At 71.1% G+C, this 12,419-nt stretch carries 10 protein-coding genes and 1 tRNA gene; 6 read left to right on the forward strand and 5 right to left on the reverse strand.

Annotated elements, in window-relative coordinates; genetic code table 11:
* Positions 1-84: 84 nt before the first annotated feature.
* Entirely contained in the window at positions 85-1,509 is a 1,425-nt protein-coding gene (locus tag ACIBCU_RS17295; protein WP_362930746.1) for a PP2C family protein-serine/threonine phosphatase, read from the reverse strand.
* 601 nt (positions 1,510-2,110) lie between these two features.
* On the opposite strand from ACIBCU_RS17295, the gene ACIBCU_RS17300 reads away from it, so the two are divergent.
* On the forward strand, positions 2,111-2,794 hold the full coding sequence (locus tag ACIBCU_RS17300; RefSeq protein ID WP_399232143.1) for a bifunctional DNA primase/polymerase: 684 nt from the start codon (positions 2,111-2,113) through the stop codon (positions 2,792-2,794).
* A gap of 653 nt (positions 2,795-3,447) precedes the next feature.
* On the opposite strand, the gene ACIBCU_RS17305 is transcribed toward ACIBCU_RS17300, so the two are convergent.
* The 3 genes from ACIBCU_RS17305 to ACIBCU_RS17315 all read right to left on the reverse strand — a co-directional run bounded on the left by ACIBCU_RS17305 (position 3,448) and on the right by ACIBCU_RS17315 (position 6,114).
* Positions 3,448-4,413 (reverse strand): DUF5926 family protein, encoded by a 966-nt coding sequence (locus ACIBCU_RS17305; protein ID WP_104787506.1) that lies wholly within the window; start codon positions 4,411-4,413, stop codon positions 3,448-3,450.
* A gap of 127 nt (positions 4,414-4,540) precedes the next feature.
* A complete protein-coding gene (locus ACIBCU_RS17310; RefSeq protein ID WP_362930740.1) occupies positions 4,541-5,146 on the reverse strand; it encodes an ATP-binding protein in 606 nt (201 codons plus the stop codon).
* Between the two features lie 140 nt (positions 5,147-5,286).
* Positions 5,287-6,114 (reverse strand): glycerophosphodiester phosphodiesterase, encoded by an 828-nt coding sequence (locus tag ACIBCU_RS17315; protein ID WP_362930738.1) that lies wholly within the window; start codon positions 6,112-6,114, stop codon positions 5,287-5,289.
* A 197-nt stretch (positions 6,115-6,311) separates the two neighbouring features.
* Here ACIBCU_RS17315 and ACIBCU_RS17320 point away from each other — a divergent pair, with 197 nt between their 5' ends.
* Together ACIBCU_RS17320 and ACIBCU_RS17325 are read left to right on the forward strand one after the other, a co-directional pair.
* Positions 6,312-7,805 carry a trypsin-like peptidase domain-containing protein gene (locus ACIBCU_RS17320; protein ID WP_362930736.1) on the forward strand — a complete coding sequence of 498 codons (1,494 nt, stop codon included), beginning with the start codon at positions 6,312-6,314 and terminating at the stop codon, positions 7,803-7,805.
* A 61-nt stretch (positions 7,806-7,866) separates the two neighbouring features.
* Positions 7,867-7,953: transfer RNA gene (locus tag ACIBCU_RS17325), tRNA-Ser, on the forward strand.
* A gap of 393 nt (positions 7,954-8,346) precedes the next feature.
* Here ACIBCU_RS17325 and ACIBCU_RS17330 read toward each other — a convergent pair.
* Positions 8,347-9,228, reverse strand: coding sequence for a bifunctional DNA primase/polymerase (locus ACIBCU_RS17330; RefSeq protein WP_362930735.1), 882 nt, complete (start codon positions 9,226-9,228; stop codon positions 8,347-8,349).
* A 252-nt stretch (positions 9,229-9,480) separates the two neighbouring features.
* On the opposite strand from ACIBCU_RS17330, the gene ACIBCU_RS17335 reads away from it, so the two are divergent.
* The 3 genes from ACIBCU_RS17335 to ACIBCU_RS17345 all read left to right on the forward strand — a co-directional run bounded on the left by ACIBCU_RS17335 (position 9,481) and on the right by ACIBCU_RS17345 (position 12,375).
* On the forward strand, positions 9,481-9,798 hold the full coding sequence (locus ACIBCU_RS17335) for a hypothetical protein (protein WP_362930733.1): 318 nt from the start codon (positions 9,481-9,483) through the stop codon (positions 9,796-9,798).
* Between the two features lie 211 nt (positions 9,799-10,009).
* Positions 10,010-10,564, forward strand: a complete 555-nt coding sequence (locus ACIBCU_RS17340; RefSeq protein ID WP_362930731.1) for a SigE family RNA polymerase sigma factor — start codon at positions 10,010-10,012, stop codon at positions 10,562-10,564.
* Positions 10,565-10,728: 164 nt separating this feature from the next.
* Positions 10,729-12,375, forward strand: coding sequence for a long-chain fatty acid--CoA ligase (locus ACIBCU_RS17345; protein ID WP_399232148.1), 1,647 nt, complete (start codon positions 10,729-10,731; stop codon positions 12,373-12,375).
* Positions 12,376-12,419: the final 44 nt, after the last annotated feature.

Below are 12,419 nucleotides of genomic sequence, written 5' to 3' on the forward strand. Positions count from 1 at the left end.
TACGGAAGGGGGCCCAGTGCCGGAAGACCTCTTACACGTCCGGAGCCGCCACCGGCGGTCCTCAGGGGCCCGGCGGCCGTGGTCTCAGTCGAAGCGCGCGGCCAGCAGGGCGACGTCCTCGGAGCCGTCGCTCCGGTCCGTGCCGTCGGGCAGGACGGTCCGCAGGATGTGGTCCGCGACGGCTCCGGGATCCTGGCGCAGGACTTTCGGCACTCCGGCCGCCGCCGAGTGCAGCCGTGCGAACGCCCGGTCGCGGGTGTCACCGGTGCGGCGCAGCAGCGCGTCGGTGTAGAACAGCACCGTTTCGCCGGCCCGGGGCATGAATTCCACGCTCGGCGCCTCCCAGCAGGACAGCATGCCGAGCGGTGCGGAGAGGGTCGTCTCGACGAATTCGGTGCGCCGCTCGCCGGTCACCAGCGGCGGGGTGTGCCCGGCGCCGGCGAACACGATCGTGCGCCGGTCGGGTTCGCAGTACGCGTAGAGGGCGGTCGCCACGGAGGCCGGTTCGGTCAGCCGAAGCAGCAGTTCGAGGTCGGAGAGCACGGCGACGGGGTCCTCGCCCTCCATCACGGCGTAGGCCCGCAGGCCGGCGCGGAGCCGGCCCGTGGCGGCCAGGGAGGCAGGCCCGCAGCCGCCGACCGAGCCGACGGCCAGGCCGAGGGCGTTGTCCGGGAGGGGCAGTGCGTCGTACCAGTCGCCGCCTCCCGCGGGTCCGGCCCGGCGGCGGGCGGCCAGCCGTACCCCGGGGACCCGGGGCAGCCTGCTGGGGAGGAGCTCCTCGGCGACGACTGCGGCATCCGCCCTGGCGCGTTCGAGTTCGAGGAGGCGGGCGAGGTGTTCCGCGGCGTAGCGGGCGTACACCCCGACGAGATGGCACTGGCGTTCCAGCGGTTCCGCCGGTTCGTCGTACAGCCAGACGGCCGCACCGAGCCGGCCGGCGGTCTCGGTGGAGAGGGGCTGTGTGTAGCCGGCGGCGTAGCCGAGCCGGGCGGCGACCTCGCGGCAGCGGGGGTCGAGGCCGGTGTCGCCGAGGATGTCGGGGCTGGCCAAGGGGGCGTCGGTACCCGGGAGGCCGTCGAGGAAGCGGCCGTACGCGGTGGCGCTGCGGGGCACCGTCTCGATGTGTCCCAGGTCGGCGTGGGTGAGGCCGAGCCCGATCGTGCGGGACGGCCCGCGGCCGTCGGCGGGCTCGAGGACGAGGAGCCCCCGGCCTGCGCCGACGAGTGCCGCCCCGGCGGTCAGGAGCTCATGGAGAGCGCTGTCCAGGGTGCTGGTCCCGGCCAGCCGTTCGGTGAGTTCGTGCAGCGTGGTGAGGTCGGAGACCCAGCCGGCCAGCCGGTCCTGGATGAAGGCTCCCGGCGCGGCGGGCACGTCTTCCGCGGGCGCGGCAGTGTGCGTTGAAACGGGAACCATGGGATCGATTCCAGCCACTTTCGGAAGGTGGGGGGCGCTCATGGCAATCGGCTTTCCGACTGGTGCGTTTTGTCGAATAGCATCGCAAACCCCCATGTCGTTCTGCGCCGCTATCGGTGCAACCACATGTACACGCACCCACATCTACACGCACAACTGAGGTGATGTCCAGCATTGTCCTTACGGTATTTATGGTGTCCGTGAGGCAACCAACTTGGCCGAAAAATGCACCCCCGGGCGGTTTTTTGCGATCGACTGGGCGTGCTCGACAGGGAGAGCCCTCGGGGTGAAATGCCGGAGGGAGCGTCATCCCGGTCATGCGGGGTACGTAGTCGTGGATGGCCGGGGGCAGTTGTGACCGCCCCGGAACCCGACAGCGAGCCCGGGCGTCCTTACAGGTGACGGCCGCCCACCCACCGCCCCGAGTGGCGGGTTGCACAAGGGACGGCACGCGCGATGCGCACGCCGACCGCGCGATGTTTTGACTGGACTCGGCTCGGTTCAACTCGGTTCGACTCGGCTCAGCTCCATTCTGTTCGGTTCCACTCTGCTCGGCTCGGCTCACGCTCGGCACCGACTGACCGTCCGTACCGCAGGCTCGATGAGCAAGCACGCACAGCGAAGAGACGCACACGTGGTGTAACGAGCACGTGGTGTGATGTGGACCTCGGCGTTCAACGGAAAGGAACGAGCGCTCATGCGCGAGATCCTCGGAAGGCGACGCAGGCACCGGCCCCGGCGCAAGGGAAGTTCCGCCCAGCTCGACGCGGCGCTGGTCTGTGCCACCGTCCGGAAGTGGCCCGTGCTCCCCGGAGCAGGGCTGGCGACGGGAGCCGTACGCGGTGAACGCGGCCGCGGCTGCGCCTGTCCCGATCCCGAGTGCGCCGTACCAGGCGCACACCCCTTCGACCCCGGCCTGCTCGCGGCGACCACCGACGCGCGCATGGTGCGCTGGTGGTGGACCAACCGGCCCACCGCGCCCGTCGTACTGGCCACCGGTGGCCAGGCGCCCTGCGCGCTGAGCCTGCCGGCCGTCGCCGGCGCCCGGGCCCTGACCGCGCTCGACGGCATGGGGCTACGGCTCGGCCCTGTGGTGGCGACACCCACCAGGTGGTCGCTGCTGGTCGAGCCCTACACCCTGGAACGGCTCGGCGAACTGCTGCACGCCAAGGACCGGGTGCCCAGCTCCCTGCGGTTCCACGGGGAGGGCGGCTATCTCATCCTGCCCCCGTCCGAGGTGGGCACCGGGCAGGTGCGCTGGGAACGCGCGCCGGAGGCGGGGGACGCCGCGCCGTGGCTCCCGGATGTGGAATCCGTCCTGGACGCGCTCGTCGAGGCGAGCAACAGCGCTCCGGACGGCGGGAGCCGGCTCGCGTACTGAGCGGGCGGCGGTTGACCGACTGACGCGGGAACAGCGGGCGGATCACTCGTTCAGGGGGGCGCCCGGTTTCCCTGCGGCCCGACGGGCGGCCCGACGGGCGGCCCGCACCAGGAAGATGTAATTGCATCCGGGCAAAAGCCGGTGCCCGCATGCTTTCTGGCGGTCTTTTCGCAGATTGCGGAAACGGGGCGCGCGGTGGTGCCGGTGTGAATGTTTCCCAGGTGCTGTGGGCTCTTTCCCGGTGCCCGGCGGCATCGTGGATTTTCTGTCCGAAAGCGAACGCCTGGTGCGCCAGGGGCCAGGGGCGCGCGCCGCTCCGGCGCTGCGCCGGTCCCGGCCCCGTGCTCAGGAGTTGACGGGCGCGGGCCTGCGGAGGGGTCGATCCGCAGGGGGGCGGGATGCGGGTGGGGGGCAGGCAGTCGCCGCAGGCTGCCGATGAGCTGAGTGCTCCGGCGTGCGCCCCGGCCGTCCGGGCCTGGAAACGAGGACGCCCGGCCGCTGGCGACGGGGGATGCACCAGCGACCGGACTTCCAGAACCGTAACAAGAGATCTGCCGTTAGCAAATTCGATCTCGCCTATTCGGACACCGATTTACCGACGGGTACGGGAAGTTGTGACGGGAGTCACCGTCACATCCCCGCTCTCGTCACTGTCAGCTGAGCGTCACTTGGCGGTTGGTGAGCCCCCCGCGTGCGCGGCGCTCGTCGGCCGTCAGAGGAGCGTCCGACGCGAGCGCCCCGGCGAGCCGCTCCGCGAACTGTGCCGCGGGCTTCTCGCACTCCTCCGCTCCCATCGCGCTCGGCAGGTCCCAGACCGGGACCATGAGCCCGTGCGCACGGAACGAGCCCACCAGACGGGTTTCCTCGCCGAGCGAGGAGGTGCCCGCCGCGTGCAGCCGGGCGAGGGCGTCGAGGAGCTGCTCCTCGGGGTGCGGCATGACCCAGCGCAGGTGGTTCTTGTCCGGCGTCTCGCACCAGTAGGCCGCGTCCACGCCGGAGAGCCGGGTGGTGGGGATGGCGGCCGCGTTGGCACGCTCCAGCGATGCCGACACCTCCGCCGTGGCGTTCTCGGCGTCCGGGACCCAGAATTCGAAGCCGGAGTGCACGACCGGCTCGAACGCGGCGTCGGGGTCGAGGACGTCCTGCAGGCGCGGGCCGTCGGCAGGTACCCGGCGGGCGGTGACCGGCGAACCGGGCTCGGCCTCCAGCGCACGCTGCAGGGTGTCCGCGAGATCGCGGCTGAGGTCGCCGGACGAGGTGTCGTTCTGCAGGGCGAGGAGGACGGAGCCGTCGTCGCGGCGCAGCGCCGGCCAGGCCATCGGCAGCACGGTCGCGAGCGACACGGACGGCACGCCCTCGGGGAGTCCGCCCTTCAGCGTCAGCTCGACGGTGGCGGCCGGGACCAGCTCGCGCAGAGCGATCCAGTCGCACTCGCCGGAGATTCCCTCGAAGGGGCGCTGGACCAGCTCGGTCACGGCGTGGGCGGCGGCGCGTCCGTGACACGCCTTGTAACGGCGGCCCGAACCGCACGGGCAGGGCTCACGAGCCCCTACGACCGGGATTTCACCGTCCTTGAGCTGCGGCTTCCCGGCCTTGGACTGAGGGCGCTTCTTGGCCATGGTGGGCGTTCTCCCGATTGCGACAGTGCGGTCTCGGGCGCGAGCCTAGCCGTCCCTGTGATTGCCGGGGCACACCCGCCGTGGCGCCCTCGCGGCCTGTCCCACCGTGCCGCGCGCCGAGCCGCTCTCAGCCTGCGTCGTCGAAGGCTTCGAGAGCGTCGGCGAGTTCCAGCCCGTCCAGCGAGCCGAATCCACTCATCGCCTCCAGTCCGTCCAGTCCGTTCAGACCGGACCGTTCGCGGCGTGCGGACCTCCCGGGGCCCGGGGCCGCCGTCGTGAAGCCGCTCGTGCCGGGGCCCGCGGAGACGAGGGCCCAGACGGTGACCTCGCCGACGGTGTCGTCCCGTACGCCCCACTCCTGGGCGAGGGCGCTGATGATGTTGAGCCCGCGCCCACCGCGCGCGGTGACCGACGGTGTGGCCGGGACCGGCCTGGTCGGCCCGCCGCCGTCCGTGACCTCGACGGTCAGGTCACCCGTTCTCTCCACGCGCCACGCGGCGCGGATGTCGCCGTCCCCCACCTCTGAGTGCTGACCCAGCGGCCTGCCGTGCCGGCAGGCGTTGCTGAGGAGTTCGGAAAGGATCAGTACAGCGTCGTCGACCACGGTGTCCGAGACCCCGTTGCTGCGCAGCTGCTCGCGCATACAGTGCCTCGCCCGCCCCACGCCCGCAGGGCCATGGGGTACGGCCATGCTCGACGACGCGGGCACTTCCTGTGCCACCACAAACGCCACCCCCGAGACCTCCTTTGCCCCACGCCACGGATTGGATGCCCCCCTGAGATGCGCCGGAAACCGGCCAAAGCCCTGTCAGTGATGCACTCGTAACGATCGATTGCGGAGCGAATGCGCCGGTGCACCCCCTGTAACTGATATTAAGAGCGGCCAAGTTGCGAAAGAACCTGTTTCGGACGGTTCGTGATGATTGCCTCCACCCCCAGGCGTACGCAGAGCTCGACATCCTCCGGCTCGTTGACGGTCCACACGTGCACCCGGTGCCCCGCCTTGTGCAGCCGTTCGATGTACCCGGGGTGATTGCGTACGATCCGCATCCCCGGGCCGGCGATCCGGGCTCCGGCGGGGAGCCGCCCGTCGCGCAGCCTCGGTGAGACGAACTGCATCAGGAAGACGGTGGGCAGGGTGGGGGCCGCGGCCCGGATGCGGTACAGGGACCGCGCGGAGAAGCTCATGACGCGTACCGGGGACGGCCCGTCGGCCGGCGGAGCGTCCAGACCGAACCGCTTGAGCAGATGGAGCAGCCGCTCCTCGACCTGTCCGGCCCAGCGCGTGGGGTGTTTGGTCTCGATGGCCAGCTGGAGCGGACGGCCGCCCGCACGGACGTCGTGGGCCAGCTCGAGGAGCCGTTCCAGGGTGAGTACGGACGTGAGCTCACCCGGCACCGGGTCCCAGTCCGGTGACTCCTCGTGGTCCTTCCAGGAGCCGAAGTCGAGGGCGGCGAGATCGGCCAGTTCCAGGGCGGAGACGGCACCCCGGCCGTTCGACGTGCGGTTCACCCTGCGGTCGTGCACACAGACGAGCTGCCCGTCCGCGGTGAGACGGACATCGCACTCCAGAGCGTCCGCCCCGTCCTCGACGGCCTTCCGGTACGCGGCCAGGGTGTGCTCAGGGGCGTCGTCCGAGGCGCCGCGGTGGGCGATGACCTGGATGGGAGGCTGTGATGAGGGTAGGCGTGCGTGGGTCACCGCGTCATGGTGTCACCGAGACGCGTCAGGTGCTGACACCTTGTTGTGTAGGACCGTTTTGCCTGATGTAAAGATTGGTGTGCGGATGCACAGGTCCTGCTTACAGTGGCCTGACGTGCTGTGGGAAAAGCTGACCGCAGAAACGTGCACAGCGGATCTCTTGCCGAATGCCGAGTGGAACCGAGGAGTAAAGAGCTGTGAGCACCGAGAACGAGGGCAACGAGGGCAACGCGGTTCCGTCCGTACCGTCTGTTCCGTCCGCACCTCCCGTGCCGGCTGCCGCTCCTGAGGGCACCCCGCAGGGTGGTCCTGCCGCCCCGGAGGCCCCGCCTGCCGCTCCTTCGGACGCGCCGACGGTCCATGTGCCGGCCGCGACGCACCAGGGAGGCGCCGAGCCGCCCGCCGCCGGGCACGAGCAGCACCCGTACGCGCCGCCGTCACCGCAGCAGCCTCCGGCCGGCTCGGCCGCCTGGCCGCCGCCCCCTCCCGCCATCCCCTCGTACGCCGACGGCGGCAGCCCCCCGGCCTGGGGAGCCCCGGAGACCTCGGAGCCCGAGCGCCCGCGCAAGCGCCGTGCGAGCGGCCTGGTCGCCGCCGTGGCCGTGGCCGCACTGGTCGCCGGCGGCGTCGGCGGAGCCCTCGGCTACTGGGCCGCGGACAGCAACGACTCCAGCTCCTCCTCCGGCTCGACCACGGTGGCCGCCTCCAACAGCCCGAAGGACTTCAAGCGCGAGGCGGGGACGGTCGCGGGCGTAGCGGCGGGCGCGCTGCCCAGCGTGGTCACCATCGACGCGCAGTCCGGCGACGGCGAGGGCGGCACGGGCACCGGCTTCGTGTACGACAAGGAGGGCCACATCCTCACGAACAACCACGTGGTGGCCTCCGCGGCGGACAGCGGCCAGCTGACCGCGACGTTCTCCAACGGCAAGAAGTACGACGCCGAGGTCGTCGGCCGGGCTCAGGGCTACGACGTGGCCGTGCTCAAACTGAAGAACGCTCCGGACGGACTGACCCCGCTCGCCCTGGGAGACTCCGACAAGGTCGCGGTGGGCGATTCCACCATCGCGATCGGCGCGCCCTTCGGCCTCTCCAACACGGTCACCACGGGCATCATCAGCGCGAAGAACCGGCCGGTCGCCTCCGGTGACGGTTCCAGCAACAAGAACTCGTACATGAGCGCCCTTCAGACGGACGCCTCGATCAACCCGGGTAACTCGGGCGGGCCGCTCCTGGACGCGGGTGGCGCGGTCATCGGCATCAACTCGGCCATCCAGTCCACCAGCGGCGGCGGCGTCGGCCAGTCCCAGGCGGGCTCCATCGGCCTCGGCTTCGCCATCCCGGTCAACCAGGCCAAGAACGTCGCCGAACAGCTGATCAAGACGGGCCAGCCCGTCTACCCGGTGATCGGCGCGACCGTGACGATGGAGGAGAAGACCGGCGGCGCCGTCATCTCGGACGAGGGCGCGGCCGGCACCCCCGCCGTCACCCCGAACGGCCCGGCGGCCCAGGCGGGTCTGAAGGCCGGCGATGTGATCACCAAGTTCAACGACACGGTGGTCGAGAGCGGCCCGACGCTGATCGGCGAGATCTGGACCCACAAGCCGGGCGACAAGGTCACGCTCACCTACAAGCGCGACGGCAAGACGTCCACGGCCGAACTCACCCTGGGCGAGCGCAAGGGCGACAGCTGACCGGCTAGGCTGTTCCACGCATCGAGCCGGCTCCGGGCCACCGGGACCGGCGACGACGCGGGGTGGGTTGCCCGAGCGGCCTAAGGGAACGGTCTTGAAAACCGTCGTCGCAGCGATGTGACCGTGGGTTCAAATCCCACACCCACCGCAGGTGAACGGCCCCTGACCAGGCGAATCGGTCAGGGGCCGTTCGCATGCGCGCGGCCCGTCAACTGCTCGTCCCAGGCTGCTCCCCGGCGCGGGTCCCGCGACGACCGGAAGAGCTCAAGTGCGTCGGCCGGGGGCCGTGTTCATGGTGAGTCAGTCGCCGGCCCCATCGACAGCCCCGCCGGTGCGGCAGCAGCGAAATCCGCTTCCGGCGGGAGGAAGAGGCCGATACGCTCGCCATGCCCCCAGGTGCTCGCAAGCTCGGGGGTCTTGACCGGCGACCACGCCTGCCTAGCTCCTTCTCGGAGCGGGGTCCGTCTCATGGCGGGTGGTCGCCGGTCGCGTGCGTGGGGGACCGTCCCGCCCACGCGGCCCCCGGGGCGGCGGAGAATCGTCAGAGGCTCCGCCGAGGGGTGGTCAGGCGTGCGGCGGAGGCGATCGCGGCGCGGGCCTCCTGTTCGGTGAGGCCGGTGCCGATCGCCGCGTCGGTGAGGGCGTCCGCGAGGTCGTCGCCGAAGCCGTGTTCGTACGCCCGGCAGGCCGCCCAGAACAGCCGGGTGTTGCGCTGGCCCTCGTGCGCGGCCCGTACGAACTGGACCAGGCCCTGACCCTGCCGGCCGGGTGAGGTCCGGCCGAGGGTGTGGTGGGGGCGCGGTGGGGGCGTGAGCAGGCGCAGGAGGGCGCGGGGGCAGGGGGCGGGGGCGAGGTGGGCCGTGCCGGGGGCGAGACGGTATCTGCCGTGGGTCGTGACCGAGCCCGGGCCGACCAGGTAGCCGCCCGCTCCGCGTACGTCGATGCCGGGAGCGAGGCGGCCGGCGGAGTTGGGCACGGACACGCCGGACGGGCCCGTCAGCCAGAGGTGCCGGCCGCCGCTGGGTGTGAGCACCGTGACGGTGGCCGGGATGGTGAACAGGTGCTGGAGGGCCAGCTGCTGGAGCGCGGCGACGGAGTCGTTGCTGTGGGTGGTGTCGATGTCGAGGTCGATACCGATGAGTCGGTGCGGCGCCCGCCCGCAGGCGATGCCGTACCCGGTGGCCCTGGGCGCCGCGGCGAAGAGAGCGCGGACTGCGGCCGGGTCGGTGGTGGCGTCGTGCACCCCGTGGCCGGGCAGCCCGCAGGCACCCCGGCAGTGCACGGGAGGGTCCTCGTCGCGGTGCGGTGAGCGCAGCGCGGGGAGCTTGGTGGCGGACAGCGGGAAGACGGGTAGCCCACGCTCGGCGGCGGAGAGCGCGTGGGCCAGGGCCAGGGTGGCGGTCTGCCGGTCGGTGGTGGCCATGGAGCCATTTTCGTACAAGCGTTCGAAGAAGGGAAGAGGGGTGGATCCGCTCGGGCGGAACGCTTTTCCTCCGGCGGGAGGTTTATCGGGGGTTCCTCATACGTGCGGGGGAATCGCGCGTCATGGGTGGTTCGCCGGGGACACGGTGGGCAGTTCTGCTCCCGCGACGTCGTGACCAGCACCGAGGCGGTCGGCCAACTGCCTCGGAACCAGCCGTATCAAGCAGCGTTCCCGGTTCCTGGAGGAATTGACATGGCACGTATCCGTACCGCTCGCGCCCTCGCCGTCGTCGCCGCCCTGCCTCTCGCCGCCGCCCTGTTCGGAGGGGTGGCGCTGGCCGACAACGGCGCGTTCGCGAACGACGGATCGAACGCGGCGGTGGCGACCGTCGGGAACGGAGGTGTCGGCGGGAACAACTCCGGCAATTCGTCCACGTCTCAGCAGCAGGCCGTCGGCGCCAACGCCTCCAACCACAGCAACACGGTGCAGATCAGCCAATCGCCCTTCGCCTACATCGACCAGTCCACGTACAACGTCTATGTGATCTTCACGCCGCTCTGGGTGAACTGACCGAGGACCCGTGCGGTGGCGTCGCCGCCGCTGCCGCACGGGCGCCTCCGTACGGGCGGAGGGCGGACCCGGGGGTGAGGACCCTGACGCGGGTGGGCCCGCCCTCCACCTTCAGGAGGTGGAGCCCGTCCAACCCCTACAACCTGAGGCGGACGTGGCTTCGGGACCTGGGGCCGATCCCCTCGACCGTGCCCGCTCCTAGCGTGGAGTCATGACCACGCCAGTCTGCACCGGGGCCTCCAGAGCGGTCGCCGCCTCCGCCGGACACCGCCGCTATCCGTCGTTCTCGTCGTACGTGCGGGCCAGGGGCCCCGTGCTGCTGCGCACCGCACGCTCCCTCACCGCGAACCCGAGCGATGCCGAGGACCTGCTGCAGACCGCCCTCACCAAGACGTATGTCGCCTGGGAGCGGATCGAGGACCACCGCGCCCTCGACGGGTACGTCCGCCGCGCCCTGGTGAACACCCGGACCTCGCAGTGGCGCAAGCGCAAGGTCGACGAGTTCGCCTGCGAGGAGCTGCCGGAGAAGGAGGCCGCGCCCGCGCCGGACCCCGCCGAGCAGCAGTCGCTGCACGACGCGATGTGGCGTGCGGTGCTCAAGCTGCCGGACCGCCAGCGCGCCATGGTCGTGCTGAGGTACTACGAGGACCTCAGCGAGGTCCAGACCGCCGAGGTGCTCGGCGTGTCCGTCGGTACGGTCAAGAGCGCCGTGTCGCGGGCGCTCCGCAAGCTCCGTGAGGATCCGGAGCTCAGCCCGGTCCGCTGACCGAGGGACCCACGCCGGTGACCGCACCCTTCGCGCAGGCCCCGCGCGGTCCGTTTCTGCGGGCCGACACCGATTCGTACTCCCGGGAGTAGTGACATACCGCCTGGTATGTGAGCAGAATCAGCGCACCCTTACCGCCGCGTAGCGCCCACCGGGAGGACGCCGTGCTGAGCACCATGCAGGACGTACCGCTGACTGTGACCCGCATCCTGACCCATGGGATGACCATCCACGGGAAGTCGCAGGTGACGACCTGGACCGGCGACCCGGAGCCGCACCGGCGGAGTTTCGCCGAGATCGGCAGGCGTGCCGCGCAACTGGCGCACGCCCTCCGTGACGAGCTGGGTGTCGACGGCGACCAGCGCGTCGCGACCCTGATGTGGAACAACGCCGAGCATGTCGAGGCGTATCTGGCGATCCCCTCGATGGGCGCCGTGCTGCACACGCTCAACCTGCGGCTCCCCGCCGAGCAGCTGATCTGGGTCGTCGAGCACGCCGACGACAAGGTCGTCCTCGTCAACGGTTCGCTGCTGCCGCTGCTCGCACCGCTGCTCCCCCACCTGCCCTCCGTCGAGCACGTGGTGGTGTCCGGGCCCGGCGACCGCTCCGCGCTCGACGGTGCCACGCCCCGGGTGCACGAGTACGAGGAGCTGATCGCCGGCCGTCCGACCTCCTACGACTGGCCCGAGCTCGACGAACGCCAGGCCGCCGCCCTGTGCTACACCTCCGGCACCACGGGGGACCCCAAGGGCGTCGTCTACTCCCACCGCTCCATCTACCTGCACTCCATGCAGATCAACATGGCCGAGTCGATGGGGCTGACCGACAAGGACACGACGCTGATCGTCGTGCCGCAGTTCCACGTGAACGCCTGGGGGCTGCCGCACGCGACGTTCATGACCGGCGTCAACATGCTCATGCCCGACCGCTTCCTGCAGCCGGCTCCGCTCGCCGAGATGATCGAGAAGGAGCGGCCGTCGCACGCGGCGGCCGTCCCCACCATCTGGCAGGGGCTGCTGGCCGAGGTCACCGCCAAGCCGCGCGACCTCTCCTCCATGGCCCGCGTCACCATCGGCGGCGCCGCGTGTCCGCCTTCCCTGATGGAGGCGTACGACAAGCTCGGCGTCCGCCTCTGCCACGCCTGGGGCATGACGGAGACCTCGCCGCTCGGGACCATGTCCAACCCGCCCGCCGGTCTGACCGACGAGCAGGAGTGGCCGTACCGCATCACCCAGGGCCGGTTCCCGGCCGGAGTCGAGGCGCGGCTGACCGGTCCCGGAGGGGAACACCTGCCGTGGGACGGGGAGTCCGCGGGTGAGCTGGAGGTCCGCGGCCCCTGGATCGCCGCCGCGTACTACGGCGGCAAGGACGGCGGGGAACTGCGCCCCGAGGACAAGTTCAGCGAGGACGGCTGGCTGAAGACCGGGGACGTCGGCGTGATCAGCGACGAGGGCTACCTCACGCTGACCGACCGGGCCAAGGACGTCATCAAGTCCGGCGGGGAGTGGATCTCCAGCGTCGACCTGGAGAACGCGATCATGGCGCACCCGGATGTGGCCGAGGCCGCGGTCGTCGCCGTCCCCGACGAGAAGTGGGGCGAGCGCCCCCTCGCGACCGTCGTCCTCAAGGAGGGCGCCACCGTCGACTACGCGGAGCTCAGGACCTTCCTCGCCCAGTCCGTCGCCAAGTGGCAGCTGCCCGAGCGCTGGACGATCGTCCCGGCGGTGCCGAAGACGAGCGTGGGCAAGTTCGACAAGAAGGTGATCCGCAGGCAGTACGCGGACGGCGAGTTGGACATCACGCGGCTCTGATCCGGGCCGGCCGCCCGGAACACGGCGTAGGACGAGGGCGGTAC

The organism is Streptomyces sp. NPDC051064 (assembly GCF_044455985.1).
GTDB lineage: Bacteria > Actinomycetota > Actinomycetes > Streptomycetales > Streptomycetaceae > Streptomyces.